Genomic DNA, 19,852 nt, shown 5'->3' on the forward strand with positions numbered 1-19,852 from the left:
ATTGGCCCTACGCAAAAGCCCGAAACACTATGCCGCTAGCCACTGACATCACACCTGTGCAACATGGCGCGCGTGCAATCCACAAATGGGAATTCCCTTTATGAAACGTTTTCTTAGCATCGCCATGGCGTTGTGCATCGGCCTGACGATGAGCCTCGACGCCAACGCCAAGCGCTTCGGTGGCGGCAAATCCATGGGCTCGGCGCCGAGCCACCAGACCAGCCAAATGGCCCCATCCGGCGGCGGCATGGGCGGCGCAGCTGCGACCGCTGGCGCTGCCGGTGCCGCAGGCGCTGCTGCCAAGGCTGGCGGTGCTTCGCGCTGGTTGGGCCCTCTGGCCGGTATCGCGGCCGGCGGCCTGCTCGCCTCCATGTTCATGGGCGGCGGCTTCCAGGGCATGCAGATCTTCGACATCCTGATCATGGCGGTCATCGCCTTCCTGATCTTCCGCTTTATCGCCGCCCGTCGCCGCAAGCAACAGGAGCACATGGCTCCAGCCGGCGCGCCGATGCAGCGTGAAGTGTTCGAGCAAAAGCCTGCTGCCATGGGTTCGATCTTCGGCGGTTCGGCTGCTCCTGCCGCCGCTCGTCCGGTGATCAACGCACCCGCCTGGTTCAACGAAGAGCGCTTCGTCGAAGCGGCCCGCAGCCACTTCCAGTCCCTGCAGCAACACTGGGACGCCAACGAAATGGACAAGATCGCCGAGTTCGTGACCCCGCAACTGCTGGAGTTCCTCAAGCGCGAACGTGCCGACCTGGGCGACGGCTTCCAGTCGACCTACATCGACGACCTGAAAGTGCAGCTTGAAGGTGTGGATGACCGCGCCGACAAGACCATCGCCACCCTGACCTTCAGCGGTGTGTCAAAGACCTCGCGTTTCGACCAGGGCGAAGTGTTCAGCGAAAGCTGGAACATGGAGCGCCCACAAGGCGAAAACCAGCCTTGGCTGGTCGCCGGTATCCGCCAGAACGGCTGATCCCTGCCCGCTTTGAGTACGCAGTAACAAAAACCCCGGACTTGTCCGGGGTTTTCTATTTCACGGTTGCACTTATAGCGAGCTACTGTATAAAACGCCCCTATAAACCGCGCCATCTAGCAAGAGGATCCCGGCCGTGGAAGAAGTTATCGAACAATTGCGTGAAGCCAACGAACCGGTACCGGTTCCTCTGGAGCTGCCTGACGAAGATCAACTGGTGGAAATCGAGGAACAACTGTTCATCGATATTCCGTTCGTCTTCCGTGAATTTCTGCTGACCGTCAGCGATGTGGTCTACGGCAGCCTGGAGCCGGTGACCGTCACCGACCCACAGTCCCACACCTACCTGCCGGACGTTGCCGCCAACGCCTGGGATGCCGGTGTTGACCGCAGCATGATCCCGATCTGCCAGGACGGCGACGACTACTACTGCGTCGAGGAAGACGGCACCGTGGTGCTGTGGTCCGGCGAAGAAGAGCTCGTCACCGAAGAAACCTGGGAATCGGTGTGGCACTGGGCACGAGACGTCTGGCTGGAAAGCTGAGACCCCTGTGTGCCGAGGGCGCTTGTTGTGGCGAGCGAGCTAGCTCGCGCTGGGCTGCGAAGCAGCCCTCTGCGACCCACTCAGTGCTCCGGCGTATCCTTATGGTTATCCAGGGTCTCCAGCAAGGCGACCTGCATCCGCGTATGCACGCGGATGAACCAGCGCCAGAGCACGGCGGCCACCGCGGCCGTCACCACGGCGATCAGCACCAGCAACTTGTTGGTCGGCAGGATACTGGCCGACAAGGCTGCCAATAGCAGGAAAATCACCAGCAGCGAAAGAATCGGGATCACTTCGGCGATCACCCGGCGCACGCGCTGAGTGTGGCGCCCGGCCATTTCCGGCTTCACGCTCATCTCCGCCAGCAGCATCGACAGCGCCTTGAGCTTGCGGTACGCCGCAATCAAAAACGGCAGCGACAGCAGCAACGCCCCACCCCAGATCAATGCCTTCTGCCAGCTCGGATCGCTGACCCAGCCTTCCAGGTAGCTGCCAATACGCGCCGCGAAAAAGCTGCCGGCAAAGAAGATCGCCACCACCAGCGCCAGGTTCACCCCCACCTGCAGAATGATCTTGCGGATCATCGACGCCAGCATCGCACCCTCGCCCTGGGGCTGAATGCTGCGCAGCCACTCGCCATACATCCCGAACACCCGGCTCATGCGCTTGGGCATCACTGCGGCAATCTTCAGCGACAGCGGGTCTGCGCCACGGATCAGATAGGGTGTGAGCAGTGTGGTAATCGCAGAAACAGCCACCGCCACCGGATACAGGAAGTCGCTGGTGACCTGCAACGTCATCCCCAGCGCGGCGATGATGAATGAAAATTCGCCGATCTGTGACAGCCCCATCCCCACTCGCAATGAAGTGCGGCCATCGTTACCCGCAATAAACGCCCCCAACCCACAGGACAACATCTTGCCCAGCACCACGGCCAAGGTAATCACCGCAATCGGCCAGGCGTATTGCAGGAGGATCTGCGGGTCGATCATCAAACCAATGGCGACAAAGAAGATCGCGCTGAACATGTCGCGAACCGGTTCGATCAGGCGCTCAATCTTCAGCAATTGCCGGGATTCAGCCATGATCGCGCCGATCAGGAATGCCCCCAGCACCATGCTGTATTCCAGCTTGACCACCAACAGGCAGAAACCGAAGCACAGGCCCAGCACGGTGATCAGCAGCATCTCGTTGCTTTCGAATTTGGCCACGTACTCCAGCAGGCGTGGCACCAGCAAAATCCCGATCACCAGTGCGACAATCATGAACAGCGAGAGCTTGCCGACGGTGGAGAACACCTCGCCGGAGCTGACCGTGCCGCTGACGGCAATGCTCGACAGCAAGGCGATGATGCCGATGCCGAGGATGTCTTCGACGATCAGCACCCCGAAAATCAGCTGGGCAAAGCGCTGGTTTTTCATCTTCAGGTCATTGAGCGCCTTGACGATGATGGTGGTCGAGGAAATCGCCAGGATCGCGCCCAGGAACAGCGAGTCCATGGTGTTCCAGTCGAACCAGCGGCCGATTTCGTAGCCGATCCAGATCATCAGGATGATTTCGAGGAACGCCGCGATAAAGGCGGTGGCGCCAACCTTGAACAGCTTGCGCAGGCTGAACTCAAGGCCCAGGCAGAACATCAGGAAGATCACCCCAAGCTCGGCCAGGGTCTTGATCGTGTCTTCGTCGTGGATCAGGCCAAACGGTGGGGTGTGCGGGCCGATGATGAAGCCGGCGACGATATACCCCAACACCACCGGCTGCTTGAGCCGATGGAACAGGATCGTCACCACCCCGGCCACCAGCATGATCACGGCCAGGTCCTGGATAAAGCTGATGGCGTGCATGGCGAGGGGCTCCTTGAGGGGTACTGGCGCTTTTCCCATTTCCACGCATGCACCCCGAAAGGTCGCAATGAACGGAAAGAAAAGTCTGCCTTGATCGTAAGAATTGCCTTTGAGACGGGCTTTTGAAGGGTAACACCGCGACTTGCGGCAGAAAGCCGGTGCAATATATGGAAACAGATCGCCCCAGGCGTGACGGCAAGCCGGGGCCCAGCGTCCCGTTATGAATGGCTCTGCAAAGACTCCAGCACCCGCAGAGGTGCCTCCCCACCCAATGCCTACAACCCGTGAGTGTGCTATGGAACCCGGAAACGCCCAGCTGTCGATGACAGTATTGATGACCCCTGACATGGCCAACTTCTCTGGCAATGTGCACGGCGGCACGCTGCTCAAGTACCTCGACGAAGTGGCCTACGCCTGCGCCAGCCGTTATGCCGGGCGCTATGTGGTGACGTTGTCGGTGGACCAGGTGATTTTTCGCGAGCCGATCCATGTCGGCGAGCTGGTGACCTTCCTGGCCTCGGTCAACTACACCGGCAACACGTCGATGGAAGTGGGGATCAAGGTGGTCACCGAGAACATCCGTGAGCGTTCGGTACGCCACACCAATAGCTGCTTCTTCACGATGGTCGCGGTGGATGACCAGCGCAAACCGGCCGCCGTGCCGCCGCTGCAACCGCAGAACAGCGAAGACAAACGCCGGTTTGTGCAGGCTCAACAGCGCCGGCAGATTCGCCAGGAGCTGGAAAAGCGCTATCAGGAAATCAAGGCAGACGGGCCTTAAAGCCCTATCGGGGTTGCCTCGAAGCGAACTCGCGGATGGGCAATCCGGTCCTGGGCGCGCACCAGTTCCAGCTCATAGCTGGCGCACGCCTGGGTTTCCAGCAGTACTTCATGCACCGCTGCAGCAGTGAACTCAAAGGCCGCCACCAGGCTATCGCCCAACAACACCCGCGCCAGGAACAGGCCCGACGTCAGATCGCCCACGCCCACCGGCTGACGCGGGAATGCCAGCAGTGGCCGACGCAGGTGCCAGCTGCCTTCAGCCGTCACCAACAGCATTTCGAAGCCGTCCGGCAGCTTGCCGGGATAATCCAGGTGCTTGACCAACACCGCTTTCGGCCCGCGGGCCAGTAACGCACGGGCCATCCCCAGGCAATCGAACAGCGACTGCGGCTTGCGCCCGGCAAAGCTGTCCAGCTCCAGCTGGTTGGGGCACAGGAAGTCGGCCATCGCCGCCGCTTCCTCCAGCAGGAAGTCGCTGACCTCCTGGGGCACGATGCAGCCTTTTTCCGGATGCCCCATCACCGGGTCACACAGGTAAAGAGCCTTGGGGTTGATCGCCTTGATCCGCGCCACGCCGGTGAGGATCGCCCGGCCCTGGGCCGCACTGCCCAGGTAGCCCGACAGCACTGCATCACAGTTGCCCAGCTCGCCAATCGCCGCGATGCCTTCCACCAGCGCAGGAATTTGCTGCGGCGCCAACACTTCTCCCGCCCACTGACCATACTGGGTGTGGTTGGAGAACTGCACCGTATTGAGCGGCCACACGTTCACCCCGACCCGTTGCATGGGGAACACGGCGGCGCTGTTTCCGGCGTGGCCGAAGACCACATGAGACTGGATCGCAAGCAGATGGGGCGTACGTTTCATGCAGGGGATTTCCGTAAAGCCGTTGATATTCTGGCTGCGCAGTATGCGACTAAACGCGGCCTGTACGACAGACCGGAGACGCAGTTAAGCTGGCCCTACTTTGTTGGAGTTCATCGAATGCTGACCCTCGGAAATATCTTCGTGCTGATGCTGCTGGCGACCGGTGCCGCCTGGCTGTGGCACAACCACGGCCTGCGCGAGCGGGCGCTGGAACGGGTCAAGCAGCACTGCGCCAAGCTCGACATCGAGCTGCTCGATGGCGCCGTGGCGTTGAAGCGCATCGGTTTTGTGAAAGATGCCAGCGGGCGGCGGCGCCTGGCACGGATCTACAACTTCGAATTCACCGTGACCGGCGAAACGCGGCACCCGGGGACCATCACCCAATTCGGCGCCCACAGTGCACAAATCGAGTTGGCGCCCTACCCGTTCGAGATCAAGACGCCATTGCCCAGCGCCGAGATCATTGAGCTAAGCCAGTGGCGCCAGGAGCATGGCAACAGCAAGACCCGTCACTGACGGCAAGCGGTTAACCCACCCTGTAACTGCGCAACGTCCTGCACTTCGCTGAAGATCAATTCGATACGCGAATCCCGCCGCCATTCGCTGGGCTGCCAGGCCAACGCGGCGTTATCCACAGCGTTGGCCGATACCCAGCCATCCAGGCTGTGGATAACCAGTTTTGCCCGTCGCCAGTCCAACGATTGCAGCCATAGCTGAATGCGCCGCGCGTCGAATCGCTGACTCGGATGCCAGCGCCAGCCAATGCTCCAGCCATCCTCCTGGCCCTGGCTGAGGCAGATCGGCGATGCCGGATCCGTCCAGATGGCCGGCATTTGCCCCAGGCCTTTGGGCAACTCGAAGTTATCCACAGCCGCTGCCGCTTGAGCATTCACACCCGGTAACCGGGCCAAGGGCAGTTGCGCCTGCTGCGTCCAATAGATCGGCCGGTCGGGCAGTTGTCCTTGAATCAACAGGCGCTGCGCATCACTTAAGGCTTCATTCTTGTTCAATACCAACAGCCCGGCGCTGGCTAATGCCTCCCGTTGGGCATTGGGTAAAGGTTTGCCCGCCGCCAACGCCTGGGCGTCCAGTACGAGTACGCAAGGCTGCACCGCCAGTACCTGCTGCCAGGGCGCTTCCCGCAGTTGCTTGAGCAATTGAGCCGGATGCCCAAGCCCGGACGGCTCGATAAACAGCCGATCGGGCTTTGCCTTACGCAACAAACGCCCCAGCCCTACCTGGAACGGCGCACCATTGACGCAACACAGGCAGCCACCCGCCACTTCACCGAGGGCAATCCCGTCGTCATCACGGGTGAGCAACGCGGCATCCAGGCCAATCTGCCCGAACTCATTGATCAACACCGCCCAACGCTCGTTGGCCGGGCGCTGGGCCAGCAGGTGCTTGATCAGGCTGGTCTTGCCGGCGCCCAGGGGCCCGGCAATCACGTGGGTGGGAATGTTCTGCAGCATGGTGGACATCATTCAGACCGTGTAGAGAGGTTCGATCCTACCCGGTTACGCCAACCAATCCAGCGTCAGAATCAACCGTCGTTGATCCGCTTGCAGCGGCGGCGAGCGGTGGATCAGGCCAAAGCCTTCGTTGCCGTGCCATTTTTCGCCCTTGAGCAACGCCACTTCACCGCAGTGGATTTGCTCAATGCATTCTTCCGGCTCAGCACTCGCCTGGCTCAGGTGCCGCCGCTCCATCACACCTTCGCGTAGCCATTGGCTGCCAATGCCGGCGTAGGTAGTGATCAGCCGCACCGGCACATGATCCACATGAAAACGCGGGCACATGGCCTTGTCCAATAGCCGCAAACGCACGCCGATACGCTTGGCTCCCAGCAAACAGGCAAAGGCGCTGACCAGCCACGACACATCGGCGATAAAGCCTTCGTAGCCTTCAAGGTCACGGCAACCCGATGCAAAGTCCTGCAGGTTTGGCTCGGCGTCTTCGCTGTTCAGTTCAACCACCAGCGACTCGGCCAATGGCTCATTGAGTGCCACCAGTAACGCGCCGAACTCGGCGATGTGCAGAGGCAACTGACGCTGCCACACCGCTAGGTTCACGCCGTCCTCAAGGATATCGGTGAGCACGGCCGGGGTTTCGCCGTGGGTCTGGCGAACCACCGGGCGCAGTTTCAGGGTCGGTGCCAGCATCAGGCAGCCTCTTCGAACCAAGGGCCAAAGGGATCGGCCAACAAGCGCCAGCCTTCGACACCCGTCGCCATTTCATCGTCGGTCAGCAAACAAGCGTCCAGCTCGGCGGTCATCTGGGCGAAGTCGATGTTCTGGCCGATAAACACCAGCTCCTGCCGGCAATCGCCGGTGCTCAGTTGCCAGTTTTTCATGATTGCGGCGGTGCCTTCTTCGTCCTGGGGCCACTGGGTTTTCGGCACGAAACGCCACCAGCGCCCGGCAAACCCATGGCGCATCAGGCCGCCAGCCTGGGACCAGCTACCGGCGTCCTGGTGTTTGCTGGCCAGCCAGAAAAAGCCCTTGGAGCGCAGCAGTTTTCCATTCACCCAAGGCCGGTCGATAAAGTCGAAAAACCGCTGCGGGTGGAACGGGCGGCGGGCGCGATAGGCGGTGGAGGCGATGCCGTACTCTTCGGTTTCCGGCAGGTGTTCGCCACGCAGTTCCTGCAACCAGCCCGGCGCCTGGGAAGCACGCTCGAAGTCGAAACGGCCGGTGTTGAGGATCTTCGCCAACGGCACTTCGCCCATGACCATCGGGATGATTTCAGCCTGGGAGTTCAAGCGCTCCAGGATCGCCATCAACTCCTCGCGCTCACTGCTGCTGATCAGGTCGATCTTGCTGATGAGGATCACATCCGCAAATTCGATCTGCTCGATCAGCAGGTCGGTGATCGAGCGCTCGTCCTCTTCACCGAGGGTTTCGCCCCGGGACGCCAGGCTTTCGGCAGCCTGGTAGTCGAGCAGGAAGTTCATGCCGTCGACCACGGTGACCATGGTGTCGAGCCGGGCAATGTCCGCCAGGCTCTGGCCTTCTTCATCGCGGAAGGTGAAGGTTTCGGCCACTGGCAGCGGCTCGGAGATCCCAGTGGACTCGATCAACAGGTAATCGAACCGACCTTCCTTGGCGAGCTTTCCGACTTCTTCCAGCAAGTCTTCGCGCAAGGTGCAGCAGATGCAGCCGTTGCTCATCTCCACCAGTTTTTCTTCGGCGCGATTGAGGGTGACGTCGCGCTGGACCTCACTGCCATCGATGTTGATTTCGCTCATGTCGTTGACGATCACCGCCACCCGCAGGTTTTCGCGGTTGCGCAGGACGTAGTTGAGCAGCGTGCTTTTGCCGGCGCCGAGAAATCCGGACAGCACAGTAACGGGGAGACGATTGGGCATCAGGTATTCCTCATCAGGGTTGGCCGGTCAAATCGCCCGTTGATGGCGTTCGCGCAGCTCTTCACGTTCTTTGGCTTCGATACACAGGGTGGCCGTGGGGCGCAGCAGCAGGCGCTTGAGGCCGATGGGTTCGCAGGTTTCACGGCACCAGCCGTATTCACCGCGGGCCAGGCGTTCCAGGGCTTCGTCGATCTTGTCCAACAGCTTTTTTTCGCGCTCCAGCAGGCGCAGTTGCCATTGGCGCTGTTCTTCTGCGCTGCCGACATCGGCGGGATCGCTGTTGGGCTCCTGTTCGCGCAGCACCATGAATTCAGCGTCGATACGCGCTTGCAGCTCGTTGCGCTGGGCCAGCAGCAGCTCGCGGAAGAAACCTTGCTGGGCTTCATTCATGTAGTCGGCGCAGGGTTGGGCGAGAAGGTCTTGTTCGGTCATCGGAGGTGGTTCACGGGTCAGGCTGTTTTTTAATGTTATAGTATAACAATGCAAATAAGCCAATCCCCCTTGCTCGTGACGACGAAGGGCGCAATGCTGGCAGCCGAATAACGCCCCGAGAGCCTCTATGAAATACCTGCTGTGTGCTGTGTTGCTGATGCTGGCGAGCCTGGCCAACGCCCAGGTGCCCAGCCTGCTGGCCAACTGCACCCGCAGCGCCAACCTGCTGGCGTGCGTCGACGCCCAGGGCAATGCCTACAGCGTCGCGACGGCAGGCAGCACTACGTATTTGCGGGGCTTTGAAGTGATCGGAAAACGCTATTGGGCACAGACCAGCAGCCGCTACGGGCAACTGACGTTCTTTACCGGGTTGGCTTCCGATGGTGAGGCGTGGGTGGGCTACACGCGGCGAGTGGGCTGGACCACCCTCAACCGGTTTTCCAGTTCCGGTGGTGCCAGCGCCAAGTTCACCTGTAGTCGAATCACCGGCTGTTAGACCTGGCCGGTTTTCTGTTCCTGAACCCAGGCCATGTAGCTGTTCATCGGCGGGTTCTTCTGGAAGTAATTTTTCAACCCTTCAAATAAACCGTCTGCCACCGCCTGTTGATGGCGCGCGGTGACCAGTCGCTGGGCGTCCTGGGTGTTGGAGATAAACCCGGTTTCCACCAGGATCGACGGCACGTCCGGCGACTTGAGCACCGCAAAGCCGGCCTGTTCCACGCGTTTTTGATGCAGCGTGGTGATGCTTTGCAGGCTGCCCAGTACCGAGCTGCCCAGTTGCAGGCTGGAGGCGATGGTGGCGTTCATCGACATGTCGAGAATCACCCCGGCGAGCATCGGGTCCTTGTCCTTGAGATTGAGCAAGGTGGTGGCGCCCAAGAGGTCGGCGCCGTTTTCCCGCTGCGCCATGAACCGTGCAGTGGCGGAGGTGGCGCCGCCTTCAGACAGCGCATAGACAGAGGCGCCGGACGCCGTAAGCCGTGGCGCGGCATCGGCGTGTACCGAGATAAACATGTCGGCTTTGTGCTGACGGGCGATGTCCACACGTTTACGCAGCGGCACGAAGAAGTCGTCGTTGCGCACCAGCTTCACATCGAAGCCCTTCTCGCGCTTCAGACGCTTGGCCAGCAACTGGGCGATGGACAGCACCACGTCTTTTTCGCGCTGGCCCTTTGAGCCAATCGCGCCGGGATCCTTGCCGCCGTGCCCAGGGTCGACCACCACGATGATGTCGCGTTTCGGATGAGCCCTGTCCACCGGCGCCGGCACGGGTGCAGCCAACGCGGCCGGTGCCGCAGCGATTTGCATAGGCGCATGAGTGGCGCTTGTCAGGTCCAGCACGAGGCGGTGGCCCTGGCCATCCTGCGGCGGCAGGAGAAAGCTGTTGAGCTGCATCGGCGCCTTCAAATCCAGCACGATCCGCGTATCGCCCTGCCCGAAATGCCCCGAGCGAATCGAGGTAATGCCGCTGTTGGTCAGGGCCAGTTGGCTGAAATCACCGGTCAGCTTCGCGCCGCTCAAATCGATGATCAACCGCTCCGGCGCGGTCAGGGTGAAGGTCTTGTATTGCACCGGGCCGCTGAGGTCCAGCACCAGCCGCAGCTTGTTATCCGACCGCCACAGCCGTGCATTGCGGATCTGCGCGGCAGACACGCCCAAGGGCAAGGTGAACACCGCACTGGCCAGCAGCAGGTTGAGGAGTTGACGTCTGTGCATGACTTACACCGCAAATAAAGGAGCTTCCGTACTCGACATGACTGAATAAAAGACAGAACAGAAAAAATTTCGTCGTTTCAATTGTAATAATATAACATGTCTTTTTATTTCCAACGATGGACCTGCTCATGAACGCGCTGACTCTGCCCGATATCGCCGCGCAGGCTTCACGCCAAGCCTTGCCGCTCGATTGGGTGGGCATGTGCGGCATTGCCCTGCCCATTCTGATCGACGGCCAAAGCCTTAGCGCCACGGCTGATGCCGGCGTCAGCCTGGACGACGGCGAGGCCCGTGGCATTCATATGTCACGGCTTTACCTGGCGCTGGAAATGCTTGAACAGCAACCGCTTTCGCCAGCACTGCTGCGCAGTGTATTGCAACGTTTTCTCGACAGTCATGAAGGTTTATCCACAAATGCCTACCTGCGAATTCATGCAGGTCTGCTGCTGAAACGTCCGGCGCTGGTCAGCCCGTTGGCCGGCTGGAAAAGCTACCCGGTGAGCATCGAGGCGCGCTTGGAAAACCAGATGTTCCACGTGGAACTAAAAATTGACGTTACTTACTCTTCAACCTGCCCTTGCTCCGCTGCCCTCGCCAGGCAATTGATTCAGCAGCAATTTATCGAGGACTTTGCCGGCACACCGCTGCAGCACGAAGACGTACTGACCTGGCTCGGCAGCGCAAACGGCATCGTCGCCACGCCCCACAGCCAGCGCAGCAGCGCGCTGTTGCAGGTCCGGCTTCAAGGCGATCAGCCAACACTGCCGCTGACCCAGTTGATCGACGAAACCGAAGCCGCCCTCGGCACTGCCGTGCAAACCGCCGTAAAGCGTGCAGACGAACAAGCCTTCGCCCTGGCCAACGGGCAGAACCTGATGTTCTGCGAAGACGCCGCCCGCCGCCTGAACCTCGCCTTGAAACGCTCGGATGCGGTCAATGCCTTCCACTTGAAAGTAATCCACGCCGAAAGCCTTCACGCGCACGATGCCGTGGCCGAAAGCCGCTGGACGAGACCTTCCGAATGATCACCTGCACCGCTTTGCGCTGGGGCGCCCCCGGCCAACCACTGACCCCCGCCGTGGATTTCACCCTGGAAAAAGGCAGCCTTACCGGCATCATCGGCGCCAACGGCACCGGCAAAAGCAGCCTGCTGAAAGTTATCGCCGGATTGCAGAAGCCACTGGCGGGGAAAGTGACGATCGATGTTCCACGCCGAGGTGGCCTGTCGTTTTTGCCCCAGCAACAGAACCTCGATCGCCAGTTTCCTATCAGCCTTGAAGAATTGGTGGCCGCCGGTTTTTGGGGCAGCAGGCAAACCCCGCAACAACGTACCGAACGCCTGAGCGCCGTGCTCGAAGACTGGTGCCTCAGCGGCCTGGAGCATCGGCCGTTGATGGCCTTGTCGGGCGGCGAACTGCAACGCGCCCTGCTCGCCCGCATGAGCCTGGCCGAGTCGCCGATATTGCTGCTGGACGAACCCCACGCCGCCCTCGACGAAGACGGCCAGGCGCTGTGCTGGAAACACATCCACGCCTGGCACGACGCAGGCCGCACGGTGGTCGTGGTGTGCCATGACCTCGGCTCCGTACGCCAACACACCCAGCAAGTGGTGCAGATCAAAAGCAGTGGCTGCGTGTTCGGCTCCAGCAAAGAACTGATCCGCCCGCAGCCGCAAATGCAGGTGGCCTGATGCACTTCGCCGCCCACCTGTGGATGCCGTTTCTCGATTTCGTTTTCATGCGCCGCGCGCTCGTCGGCGGTCTGGTATTGGCATGCAGCACCGCGCCGCTCGGGGTGTTCCTGATCCTGCGCCGCATGAGCCTGATCGGTGACGCGGTGTCCCACGGCATCCTGCCCGGCGCCGCCCTGGGCTTCTGGTTTGCCGGCCTGAGTTTGCCCGCGCTGACCATCGGCGGCCTGGGCGCCGGCCTGAGCATGGCCGGCCTCGCCGCCTGGATTACCCGTCGCACCGGGCTGAAGGAAGACGCCAGCCTCGCCGCCATCTACCCGATCTCCCTGGCCAGCGGCGTGCTGATCCTCGGCCTCGCCGGAAAACGCCTGGACCTGCTGCACCTGCTGTTCGGCTCGGCCCTGGCGGTAGACGGCCCGACCCTCACCGGCATGCTCTGGGTCTCGGGCTTCAGCCTGATCGCCATGGTGGTGATCTACAAACCGCTGCTGCTGGACACCCTCGACCCGCTGTTCCTGCAAACCGTCAGCCGCCTCGGCCCGCTGGCCCACGGCCTGTTCCTGACCCTGGTGGTGCTGAACCTGGTGATCGGTTTCCAGGCCATCGGCGCGTTGATGGTCGTCGGCCTGATGATGTTGCCGGCGATTGCTTCACGGTTCTGGAGCCGGCGCCTGCCGGTGTTGATCGCCATATCAGCGGTGCTGGGATGCCTGTCGGTATGGCTTGGCTTGTTGCTGTCGTTCTACTACTCGCTGCCCAGCGGCCCGGCAATTGTGCTGGTGGCTGGCGGCTGGTACCTGCTGTCCGTGGTCTTCGGTCCGGTGCACGGCTTGCTGCGCCGCCCGCCTTTGCTTACATCCCAATGAGGTGTTTCCCGATGCGCGCTCTACTCGTGCTGTTCAGTGTGTTGCTGCCGCTGTCGTTCGCGACGGCCCAGGCTGCCGACAAGCTTCAGGTGGTTACCAGCTTCAGTATTCTTGACGACATGACCCACCAGGTCGGTGGCGATCATATCCAGATCAGCAACATGGTCGGCCCCGACGCCGACGCCCACACCTACGAACCAACACCGGACGATGCCAAGGCCCTGCTCAAGGCCAAGGTGATCATCAAGAACGGCTTGGGCTTCGAGCCGTGGCTGGATCGCCTGATCACCAGCACCGAGACCAAGGCCACTGTGGTCACTGCGAGTAAAGGCGTGCTTTCCCACACCATGGAAGAGGACGGCGAAACCATCCCCGACCCGCACGCCTGGCACAACCTGGCCAACACCGTTATCTACGTGAACAACATCACCAAGGCGCTGATCGCTGCCGACCCGGCCAACAAGGCCGACTATGAGCACAACAGCCAGGTATACCTGAAAGAAATCTACCGCCTGCTGGCTGAAGCCAAGGCCAAGTTCGGCGCGCTGCCACCGGGTAACCGTCGCATCGTCACCTCTCATGATGCCTTCGGCTACCTGGGCCAGGCCTACGGTATCGAGTTCCTGTCGCCTCAAGGCCTGTCCACCGAACGTGAACCGTCGGCCGCCGAAGTCGCCACGCTGATCACCCAGATCCGCAAGGACAAGGTCAAGGCCGTGTTCATGGAAAACATCAAGGACTCGCGTCTGCTCCAGCAGATTGCTGATGAGAGCGGCGCGCAGATCGGCGGCACGCTGTACTCGGACGCCCTGGCTGCAGAAGGTCCGGCCAGCACCTTTACCGGCCTGTTCGAATACAACCTCAACACCCTGTGCGCGGCCCTGAGCAAGCCATGAGCCTGAGCATGCTTGACCTGGAAGAGGCTGCCATCGGCAGCCGCTTTCCACTCGATAGCGTGCTCGACGCCCTGCCGTGGAACAGCGATGGACTGATCGCCGCCATCGCCCAGCAACACGGCAGCGGCGAAGTGTTGATGCTGGCCTGGATGAACCGCCAGGCCCTCGACGAAACCCTGGCCACCAGGCACGTCTGCTACTGGTCCCGTTCGCGCCAGCAACTGTGGCGCAAGGGCGAAACCTCCGGCCACCGGCAACTGCTGGTGGAGGCCCGCCTGGATTGCGACGGCGACGCGGTATTGCTGATCGTCGACCAGCAAGGCCCGGCCTGCCACACCGGCCGGCCCACCTGCTTCTACAACGCCATCGACGGCCATCACGTAAACATCATCACCGCTCCTCTCAAGGAACCTGACCCATGATCCGCAAGAACCCTTCCGGCGATCTGCCCGTGATTGCCGAATCGGCCTACGTCGACAAAACCGCAATCATCTGCGGCAAGGTGATCATCGGCGAAAACGTATTTGTCGGCCCTTACGCGGTGATCCGCGCCGACGAAGTCGACGCCAACGGTGACATGGACCCGATCACCATCGGTGCCAATTCGAATATCCAGGACGGCGTGGTGATCCACTCCAAATCCGGCGCCGCCGTAACCATCGGCGAGTTCACCTCCATCGCCCACCGCTCCATCGTCCACGGGCCCTGCACCGTTGGTGACCGGGTGTTCATCGGCTTCAACAGCGTGCTGTTCAACTGCGTCGTCGGCGATGGCTGCGTGGTGCGGCACAACTCTGTAGTCGACGGCCGCGATTTGCCCGACGCGTTCTACGTGCCCTCCACCACCCGCATCGGCCCCAACACCGACCTGTCCCAGTTCCCGCCGGTGAGTGTCAGCGCTTCGGAGTTTTCCGAAGACGTGGCACGCACCAACGTCGACCTGGTACTGGGTTACAAAGCCCTGCAAAACGAGTTCTGACCATGAGCCGCCTGCTGATCCGCAACGCCCGCCTGGTGAACGAAGGCGAGGAATTCGACGCTGACCTGCTGGTCGCCAATGGCCGTATCGAGAAGATCGCCGGCAGCATCGACAACGCCAACGCCACCGTGGAAATCGACGCCCAAGGCCAGTGGCTGCTACCGGGAATGATCGACGACCAGGTGCACTTCCGAGAGCCCGGCGCGCCGGACAAAGGCAGCTTCTACAGCGAGTCCCGTGCGGCGGTGGCCGGTGGCATCACCAGTTTCATGGACATGCCCAACACCAACCCGGCGACCCTGAACCTGGAAGCCCTGGCCGACAAGAAGCGCCGCGCGGCGCTGCATTCGGTGGCCAACTATGGCTTTCACTTCGGAGTGAGCAACGACAACCTCGACACCGTCGCCGCGCTGGACCCGCGGGAAGTCGCCGGGGTCAAAGTGTTCATGGGTGCGTCTACCGGCAATATGCTGGTGGATGATCCGAAGATCCTCGAGCGTCTGTTCGCCGAGGTGCCGACCATTCTCCTGGCCCACTGCGAGCACACGCCCAGCATCCTGGCCCGCGAGCAAAGGATGCGCGAGCGTTTCGGTGAACACATTCCCGCCGTGGCACACCCGCTGATCCGCGATGCCGAGGCCTGCTATCGCTCCTCGTCCCTGGCGGTGGAACTGGCCAAGCGGCACGGCACGCGCCTGCATGTGTTGCACATCACCAGCGCCCGGGAGTTGGTGCTGTTCGAAGACAAACCCCTGGCGCAAAAACGCATCACGGCGGAAGTCTGCCTGCATCACCTCTTGTTCGATGACCGCGACTACGCCCGCCTCGGCCACCAGATCAAATGCAACCCGGCGATCAAGACACGCGCCGACCGCAACGCCTTGCGCCTGGCATTGTTGAGTGATCGTCTGGATGTAATTGGCAGTGACCATGCGCCGCACACCTGGGCGCAAAAACAACTGCCGTATCGCGAGGCGCCGTCAGGCTTGCCGCTGGTGCAACACGCCCTGCCGGCGCTGCTGGAGTTGGTCGCCGACGGCCTGCTGCCGCTGACGACGCTGGTGGCGAAAACCAGCCATCGGGTCGCGGACCTGTTTGCGATCCCCGACCGTGGCTACCTGCGCGAAGGCTATTGGGCCGACCTGGTGCTGATCCAACCCGAGCCTCACGGCAAGCCCGTCAGCAGCCAGCCGATCCTGGCCCGCTGCGGCTGGACGCCCTTTGCCGGGCGCAGCTTCCGGCACAGCGTCAGCACCACGCTTGTGTCCGGCCACCTGGCCTGGCACGACGGGCGCGTGCACGACAGTTGCCAGGGGTTGCCGCTGCATTTCCAGCGTTGAAGAGACTCTGTACCTGGCAATGCAATCAAATGTGGGAGCGGGCTTGCTCGCGAATGCGGTGGGTCAGCCAATACACCTGTGACTGATTCACCGCATTCGCGAGCAAGCCCGCTCCCACATTTTGATCGGGGTATGTCTTAGGTTAGGCGCGGGGTTTGACCGTGCCGCAGTTGCTGCCCAACCACTGCGCGTGGGTGTCCAGGCTGCCCTTCTGCTGTACGCCGGTGGCGTTGAAGGTACCGTTAACCGTAGTGGTGAATTCCTGCTGGCTCTGGAACGTCGCCACGCCAGTGCCCTGGGCTTTCGGGCAGCTGAAACGGAATTTCCATTGGTTGCCGGTCTTGTCCGTCACTTCCTGCTTGCAGCCCGATTGCGGATCGGTCAGCGGGATGGAATCGGACGCCACCTGGGCCGGAGTCAGGCACACCTGCACGCCTTTGCCGGCCATGGTGATGCCTTGCTTCTCAAGCATCGCGCGTTGTTCCGGGGTCATCTGTTGCTTGAGCTGACCGAGGATCAGCGACAAGTCCGGCAGGTCCTGGTTATCGACCTTCATGTTGCTGGTGGTCAACTCCCACAAGCCCGGCGCCAACATCTGCGCTTGCGCCGCCACAGGCAGCGTCAAACCAACAACCATGGCCAAACCAAGCAGACGAGCATTCATCGGGTAACTCCTGGGCAATTGTCGGCGTTAGACGCCGCAAAAGCGCCAGTGTTGCACAGCAAATAAAATAGCGACATTCGTGGCCGAACATGGTCTGTTAGGCACTTGTTCGTCAGGAGTACCGTTGTCCATGGATTTCTTTGGCCCGCACCTGCTCGCCTATTTCATTGCCACCCTGCATTTTCTGGGCACCCTCGCCGCCATCCATGCGGTGCTGACCGTCAGGACCGCCCAAGGCTCGATTGCCTGGGCATTGTCGCTGATGTTCATCCCCTACCTGACGCTGATTCCCTACCTGATCTTTGGCCGGAGCACTTTCGACGCCTACATTCAGGCGCGGCGCCAGGCCAACCAGGAAATGCACAAGGCGATCACCGAGCTGAACTGGCGCCCATGGGTTGAAGAGGCGCTGGCCGCGCGCAACTCCCAGGCCTACGCTTCGCTACGGGCCATGCCCAAGCTGGGGCGCATGCCGTGCCTGGCGAATAATCAGGTGCGTTTGCTGATCAATGGCGAGGCTACGTTCAGCGCGATTTTCGAGGCGATTCGCTCGGCAAAGACCGCCGTGCTGTTCCAGTTCTTCATCATTCATGACGACGAACTTGGCCGCCAACTGCACACCTTGCTCAAGGAAAAAGCCGCCGAAGGCGTAGCCATTTTCATGCTGTACGACCGTATCGGCAGCCATGCCCTGCCCCATCGTTATGTGCAGTCGCTACGAGACGCCGGGGTGCAGGTCAAGGCCTTCGCCACGCGCAGCGGCTGGCTCAACCGCTTCCAGGTCAACTTCCGCAACCACCGCAAGATCGTGGTGGTGGATGGCATTACCGGGTTCGTCGGTGGGCATAACGTCGGCGATGAGTACCTGGGCAAGAAACCGCCGCTGGCGCCATGGCGTGACACCCATGTGCAAGTCAGCGGCCCAGTGGTGGCGTGCTTGCAGGAGTCGTTTGCCGAGGACTGGTTCTGGGCCGCGCGGGAGTTGCCGCCGCTGCTGCTGCCGGATACCTACCCGGACGACGGCGTGCTCTGCCAGTTGCTGGCCAGCGGCCCGGCGGACCCTTATGAAACCTGCTCGCTGTTTTTCGTCGAGGCCATTCATGCGGCCACCGAGCGGGTATGGATCACCAGCCCGTATTTCATTCCCGATGAGGCGGTGTTTGCGGCTTTGAGGTTGGCGGTATTGCGCGGTGTCGACGTGCGCCTGCTGCTGCCGTCACGGCCGGATCACCGCATCGTCTACGCCGCTTCCAGCCTGTATGCGATCGAAGCCGTGCGCGCCGGGGTGCGGGTATTTCGCTATACGCCAGGATTCCTGCATCAGAAAGTGGTGTTGGTCGACCGTGAAATCAGCGCCATCGGCAGTGCGAACTTGGATAACCGCTCGTTCCGGCTGAATTTCGAAGTGATGTTGCTGACGGTAGATGACACCTTCGCCAGCCAGGTGGAGCACATGCTGCTGGAAGACTTCGCCCTGGCCCATGAAATCAGCCAGGAAGAAAACCGCCAGACCCACCGCCTGCAACAATTGGGCATGCGGATCGCGCGGCTGATTTCTCCAATTTTGTAAGGCTTGCACCGAACCCAATGTGGGAGCGGGCTTGCTCGCGAAAGCGGAGTGTCAGTCACTGAATGTGTTTCTGATACAACGCCTTCGCGAGCAAGCCCGCTCCCACCTTTTAGATCACCGGTACCATTGCTTACTGGTACAGGTCATCCCGCGTCCACGGCAGCTCATGGCTACCATCGGCATGGGGTTTCACCGCCAGAATCTGATGCAGGTTGATCCAGCCCCGGGCAAACGCATACGCACAGCCGGCCAGGTACAGGCGCCAGATGCGCAAGGCTTGCTCCGGCACCATCTTGCCCGCCGCTTCCAGGTTGTCTTCGAGGCGCTCGCTCCAGTGATCCAGCGTGCGCGCGTAATGCAGGCGCAGGCTTTCGACATCGACGACTTCCAGGCCCACGTCGCTGATCTCGGCGGTCATCATCGACAGATGCGGCAACTCGCCATTGGGAAACACATAACGCTCGATAAAATCCCCGGCGCCACGGCCCACGGGCCGGCCATCAATGTGCTTGGCGGTAATCCCGTGGTTCATCACCAGGCCGCCCTCACGCACCGCGCCGTAGAGAATCTTGCAGTACTCCGCCAGGTTGGCGTGGCCGACGTGTTCAAACATCCCCACGCTCACCACCTTGTCGAACCGGCCATCCTGGGGCAAGTCGCGGTAGTCGAGCAGCGTCAGCTCTACCTGGTCTTCCAGGCCTTCGGCCTTCACCCGCTCCTGGGCCAGCGCCAGCTGTTCCTTGCTCAGGGTGATACCGAACACCTTGACCCCGAATTCCCGCGCGGCATACCGCGCCAGCCCACCCCAACCGCAGCCCACGTCGAGCAAATACTCCCCCGGCTGCAGCCGCAATTTGCGGCACAGGTGGCGGAATTTGTCTTGTTGGGCTTGATCAAGGGATTCGCTGCCGGTTTCGAAATACCCGCAGGAATAGGCCATGTCGCGGTCCAGCCACAGCTGGTAGAACTCGTTGGACAGGTCGTAATGGTAGGAAATAGCCGCTGCGTCGGTGGCCTTGTCGTGGATCGAGCGCACCGGACGACTCCCCTCGTCGTCATCAACCAGGGCATGACTCAACTCGTCAACGACCCTGATCACTTCGGAAATGGAGCCTTCCAGCTCCAGTTTGCCCTCGACGAAAGCTTCGCCCAGTGAGTCGAGCGTCGGATGGCTGAGCGTTGAAACCATCATGGGGTCCTTGACCACAATGGTGACGCTGGGATCCGGGCCCAGGTTGAATTCATGGCCGTCCCAGAGTCGAAGACGCAGCGGTAGCTTGAGATTCTGTAAGGCCGGTGGAAGTTGCGCGAGCATGAG

Annotated in this window: 22 protein-coding genes; 13 read left to right on the forward strand and 9 right to left on the reverse strand. The window is 61.3% G+C overall.

Annotated features, from left to right (window positions below):
* The first annotated feature begins 100 nt into the window (after nucleotides 1–100).
* Both HX821_RS05010 and HX821_RS05015 read left to right on the forward strand, forming a co-directional pair.
* Nucleotides 101–976, forward strand: coding sequence for a Tim44 domain-containing protein (locus HX821_RS05010; RefSeq protein ID WP_003213454.1), 876 nt, complete (start codon nucleotides 101–103; stop codon nucleotides 974–976).
* Nucleotides 977–1,112: 136 nt separating this feature from the next.
* Nucleotides 1,113–1,520 carry an SMI1/KNR4 family protein gene (locus HX821_RS05015; RefSeq protein WP_003213456.1) on the forward strand — a complete coding sequence of 136 codons (408 nt, stop codon included), beginning with the start codon at nucleotides 1,113–1,115 and terminating at the stop codon, nucleotides 1,518–1,520.
* 80 nt (nucleotides 1,521–1,600) lie between these two features.
* Here the strand turns inward: HX821_RS05015 and HX821_RS05020 are convergent, their stop codons facing one another.
* The gene (locus tag HX821_RS05020; RefSeq protein WP_177035366.1) at nucleotides 1,601–3,364 is read right to left on the reverse strand and encodes a cation:proton antiporter; all 1,764 of its coding nucleotides are present in this window, start codon (nucleotides 3,362–3,364) and stop codon (nucleotides 1,601–1,603) included.
* Nucleotides 3,365–3,659: 295 nt separating this feature from the next.
* Here HX821_RS05020 and HX821_RS05025 point away from each other — a divergent pair, with 295 nt between their 5' ends.
* Entirely contained in the window at nucleotides 3,660–4,145 is a 486-nt protein-coding gene (locus HX821_RS05025) for an acyl-CoA thioesterase (protein WP_003213461.1), read from the forward strand.
* Here HX821_RS05025 and pdxY read toward each other — a convergent pair.
* Nucleotides 4,142–5,014, reverse strand: coding sequence for a pyridoxal kinase PdxY (gene pdxY / locus HX821_RS05030; RefSeq protein ID WP_003213465.1), 873 nt, complete (start codon nucleotides 5,012–5,014; stop codon nucleotides 4,142–4,144). The two genes, HX821_RS05025 and pdxY, sit on opposite strands and share 4 nt — an antisense overlap.
* Before the next feature lie 117 nt (nucleotides 5,015–5,131).
* Here pdxY and HX821_RS05035 point away from each other — a divergent pair, with 117 nt between their 5' ends.
* The gene (locus HX821_RS05035; RefSeq protein WP_003213466.1) at nucleotides 5,132–5,530 is read left to right on the forward strand and encodes a DUF3301 domain-containing protein; all 399 of its coding nucleotides are present in this window, start codon (nucleotides 5,132–5,134) and stop codon (nucleotides 5,528–5,530) included.
* Here the strand turns inward: HX821_RS05035 and HX821_RS05040 are convergent.
* From HX821_RS05040 to dksA, 4 genes are read right to left on the reverse strand one after another with little or no spacing between them, the layout of a single operon-like run.
* Entirely contained in the window at nucleotides 5,524–6,486 is a 963-nt protein-coding gene (locus tag HX821_RS05040) for a GTP-binding protein (protein ID WP_177035367.1), read from the reverse strand. The genes HX821_RS05035 and HX821_RS05040 overlap by 7 nt on opposite strands.
* A 45-nt stretch (nucleotides 6,487–6,531) precedes the next feature.
* The gene (locus HX821_RS05045; protein ID WP_102370191.1) at nucleotides 6,532–7,176 is read right to left on the reverse strand and encodes a DUF1826 domain-containing protein; all 645 of its coding nucleotides are present in this window, start codon (nucleotides 7,174–7,176) and stop codon (nucleotides 6,532–6,534) included.
* Nucleotides 7,176–8,381 carry a zinc metallochaperone GTPase ZigA gene (gene zigA / locus HX821_RS05050; protein WP_177035368.1) on the reverse strand — a complete coding sequence of 402 codons (1,206 nt, stop codon included), beginning with the start codon at nucleotides 8,379–8,381 and terminating at the stop codon, nucleotides 7,176–7,178. The genes HX821_RS05045 and zigA overlap by 1 nt, the downstream gene beginning before the upstream one ends.
* Nucleotides 8,382–8,408: 27 nt before the next feature.
* Nucleotides 8,409–8,813 carry an RNA polymerase-binding protein DksA gene (dksA, locus tag HX821_RS05055; protein ID WP_003213474.1) on the reverse strand — a complete coding sequence of 135 codons (405 nt, stop codon included), beginning with the start codon at nucleotides 8,811–8,813 and terminating at the stop codon, nucleotides 8,409–8,411.
* A gap of 127 nt (nucleotides 8,814–8,940) precedes the next feature.
* Between dksA and HX821_RS05060 the strand changes: the two genes are divergently transcribed.
* Nucleotides 8,941–9,309 carry a hypothetical protein gene (locus HX821_RS05060; protein ID WP_003213476.1) on the forward strand — a complete coding sequence of 123 codons (369 nt, stop codon included), beginning with the start codon at nucleotides 8,941–8,943 and terminating at the stop codon, nucleotides 9,307–9,309.
* Here HX821_RS05060 and HX821_RS05065 read toward each other — a convergent pair.
* The gene (locus tag HX821_RS05065) at nucleotides 9,306–10,529 is read right to left on the reverse strand and encodes an N-acetylmuramoyl-L-alanine amidase (protein WP_003213478.1); all 1,224 of its coding nucleotides are present in this window, start codon (nucleotides 10,527–10,529) and stop codon (nucleotides 9,306–9,308) included. The genes HX821_RS05060 and HX821_RS05065 overlap by 4 nt on opposite strands.
* 128 nt (nucleotides 10,530–10,657) lie before the next feature.
* Here HX821_RS05065 and folE2 point away from each other — a divergent pair, with 128 nt between their 5' ends.
* From folE2 to HX821_RS05100, 7 genes are read left to right on the forward strand one after another with little or no spacing between them, the layout of a single operon-like run.
* Complete coding sequence (gene folE2, locus HX821_RS05070) at nucleotides 10,658–11,554, forward strand: GTP cyclohydrolase FolE2 (RefSeq protein ID WP_003213480.1); 897 nt, start codon at nucleotides 10,658–10,660, stop codon at nucleotides 11,552–11,554.
* Nucleotides 11,551–12,219, forward strand: a complete 669-nt coding sequence (locus tag HX821_RS05075) for a metal ABC transporter ATP-binding protein (RefSeq protein WP_008439505.1) — start codon at nucleotides 11,551–11,553, stop codon at nucleotides 12,217–12,219. Before folE2 ends, HX821_RS05075 begins: the two co-directional genes overlap by 4 nt.
* Nucleotides 12,219–13,085, forward strand: coding sequence for a metal ABC transporter permease (locus HX821_RS05080; protein ID WP_003213483.1), 867 nt, complete (start codon nucleotides 12,219–12,221; stop codon nucleotides 13,083–13,085). Before HX821_RS05075 ends, HX821_RS05080 begins: the two co-directional genes overlap by 1 nt.
* An 11-nt stretch (nucleotides 13,086–13,096) precedes the next feature.
* Complete coding sequence (locus tag HX821_RS05085; RefSeq protein ID WP_102604031.1) at nucleotides 13,097–13,981, forward strand: metal ABC transporter substrate-binding protein; 885 nt, start codon at nucleotides 13,097–13,099, stop codon at nucleotides 13,979–13,981.
* Nucleotides 13,978–14,403: a phosphoribosyl-AMP cyclohydrolase gene (gene hisI, locus HX821_RS05090; protein ID WP_177035369.1), complete on the forward strand. Its 426-nt coding sequence runs from the start codon at nucleotides 13,978–13,980 to the stop codon at nucleotides 14,401–14,403. The genes HX821_RS05085 and hisI overlap by 4 nt, the downstream gene beginning before the upstream one ends.
* The gene (locus HX821_RS05095) at nucleotides 14,400–14,960 is read left to right on the forward strand and encodes a DapH/DapD/GlmU-related protein (RefSeq protein ID WP_087694587.1); all 561 of its coding nucleotides are present in this window, start codon (nucleotides 14,400–14,402) and stop codon (nucleotides 14,958–14,960) included. The genes hisI and HX821_RS05095 overlap by 4 nt, the downstream gene beginning before the upstream one ends.
* Before the next feature lie 2 nt (nucleotides 14,961–14,962).
* Nucleotides 14,963–16,300: a dihydroorotase gene (locus tag HX821_RS05100; RefSeq protein ID WP_177035370.1), complete on the forward strand. Its 1,338-nt coding sequence runs from the start codon at nucleotides 14,963–14,965 to the stop codon at nucleotides 16,298–16,300.
* Nucleotides 16,301–16,442: 142 nt separating this feature from the next.
* Here the strand turns inward: HX821_RS05100 and HX821_RS05105 are convergent, their stop codons facing one another.
* Nucleotides 16,443–16,964 carry a DUF3617 domain-containing protein gene (locus tag HX821_RS05105; RefSeq protein WP_003213494.1) on the reverse strand — a complete coding sequence of 174 codons (522 nt, stop codon included), beginning with the start codon at nucleotides 16,962–16,964 and terminating at the stop codon, nucleotides 16,443–16,445.
* Nucleotides 16,965–17,094: 130 nt separating this feature from the next.
* On the opposite strand from HX821_RS05105, the gene cls reads away from it, so the two are divergent.
* Nucleotides 17,095–18,534 carry a cardiolipin synthase gene (gene cls, locus HX821_RS05110; RefSeq protein ID WP_177035371.1) on the forward strand — a complete coding sequence of 480 codons (1,440 nt, stop codon included), beginning with the start codon at nucleotides 17,095–17,097 and terminating at the stop codon, nucleotides 18,532–18,534.
* 130 nt (nucleotides 18,535–18,664) lie between these two features.
* On the opposite strand, the gene cfaB is transcribed toward cls, so the two are convergent.
* Nucleotides 18,665–19,849 (reverse strand): C17 cyclopropane fatty acid synthase CfaB, encoded by a 1,185-nt coding sequence (cfaB, locus tag HX821_RS05115; RefSeq protein WP_003213498.1) that lies wholly within the window; start codon nucleotides 19,847–19,849, stop codon nucleotides 18,665–18,667.
* Nucleotides 19,850–19,852: the final 3 nt, after the last annotated feature.

It is taken from the genome of Pseudomonas sp. B6001, assembly GCF_013386015.1.
Lineage (GTDB): Bacteria > Pseudomonadota > Gammaproteobacteria > Pseudomonadales > Pseudomonadaceae > Aquipseudomonas.

Coding starts and splice junctions, on each gene's coding strand:
- HX821_RS05010 (WP_003213454.1), top strand. CDS start 101: ATGAAACGTTTTCTTAGCATCGCCATGGCGTTGTGCATCGGCCTGACG.
- HX821_RS05020 (WP_177035366.1), bottom strand. CDS start 3,364: ATGCACGCCATCAGCTTTATCCAGGACCTGGCCGTGATCATGCTGGTG.
- HX821_RS05025 (WP_003213461.1), top strand. CDS start 3,660: ATGGAACCCGGAAACGCCCAGCTGTCGATGACAGTATTGATGACCCCT.
- pdxY (WP_003213465.1), bottom strand. CDS start 5,014: ATGAAACGTACGCCCCATCTGCTTGCGATCCAGTCTCATGTGGTCTTC.
- HX821_RS05035 (WP_003213466.1), top strand. CDS start 5,132: ATGCTGACCCTCGGAAATATCTTCGTGCTGATGCTGCTGGCGACCGGT.
- HX821_RS05040 (WP_177035367.1), bottom strand. CDS start 6,486: ATGCTGCAGAACATTCCCACCCACGTGATTGCCGGGCCCCTGGGCGCC.
- HX821_RS05045 (WP_102370191.1), bottom strand. CDS start 7,176: ATGCTGGCACCGACCCTGAAACTGCGCCCGGTGGTTCGCCAGACCCAC.
- zigA (WP_177035368.1), bottom strand. CDS start 8,381: ATGCCCAATCGTCTCCCCGTTACTGTGCTGTCCGGATTTCTCGGCGCC.
- dksA (WP_003213474.1), bottom strand. CDS start 8,813: ATGACCGAACAAGACCTTCTCGCCCAACCCTGCGCCGACTACATGAAT.
- HX821_RS05060 (WP_003213476.1), top strand. CDS start 8,941: ATGAAATACCTGCTGTGTGCTGTGTTGCTGATGCTGGCGAGCCTGGCC.
- HX821_RS05065 (WP_003213478.1), bottom strand. CDS start 10,529: ATGCACAGACGTCAACTCCTCAACCTGCTGCTGGCCAGTGCGGTGTTC.
- folE2 (WP_003213480.1), top strand. CDS start 10,658: ATGAACGCGCTGACTCTGCCCGATATCGCCGCGCAGGCTTCACGCCAA.
- HX821_RS05075 (WP_008439505.1), top strand. CDS start 11,551: ATGATCACCTGCACCGCTTTGCGCTGGGGCGCCCCCGGCCAACCACTG.
- HX821_RS05080 (WP_003213483.1), top strand. CDS start 12,219: ATGCACTTCGCCGCCCACCTGTGGATGCCGTTTCTCGATTTCGTTTTC.
- HX821_RS05085 (WP_102604031.1), top strand. CDS start 13,097: ATGCGCGCTCTACTCGTGCTGTTCAGTGTGTTGCTGCCGCTGTCGTTC.
- hisI (WP_177035369.1), top strand. CDS start 13,978: ATGAGCCTGAGCATGCTTGACCTGGAAGAGGCTGCCATCGGCAGCCGC.
- HX821_RS05095 (WP_087694587.1), top strand. CDS start 14,400: ATGATCCGCAAGAACCCTTCCGGCGATCTGCCCGTGATTGCCGAATCG.
- HX821_RS05100 (WP_177035370.1), top strand. CDS start 14,963: ATGAGCCGCCTGCTGATCCGCAACGCCCGCCTGGTGAACGAAGGCGAG.
- HX821_RS05105 (WP_003213494.1), bottom strand. CDS start 16,964: ATGAATGCTCGTCTGCTTGGTTTGGCCATGGTTGTTGGTTTGACGCTG.
- cls (WP_177035371.1), top strand. CDS start 17,095: ATGGATTTCTTTGGCCCGCACCTGCTCGCCTATTTCATTGCCACCCTG.
- cfaB (WP_003213498.1), bottom strand. CDS start 19,849: ATGCTCGCGCAACTTCCACCGGCCTTACAGAATCTCAAGCTACCGCTG.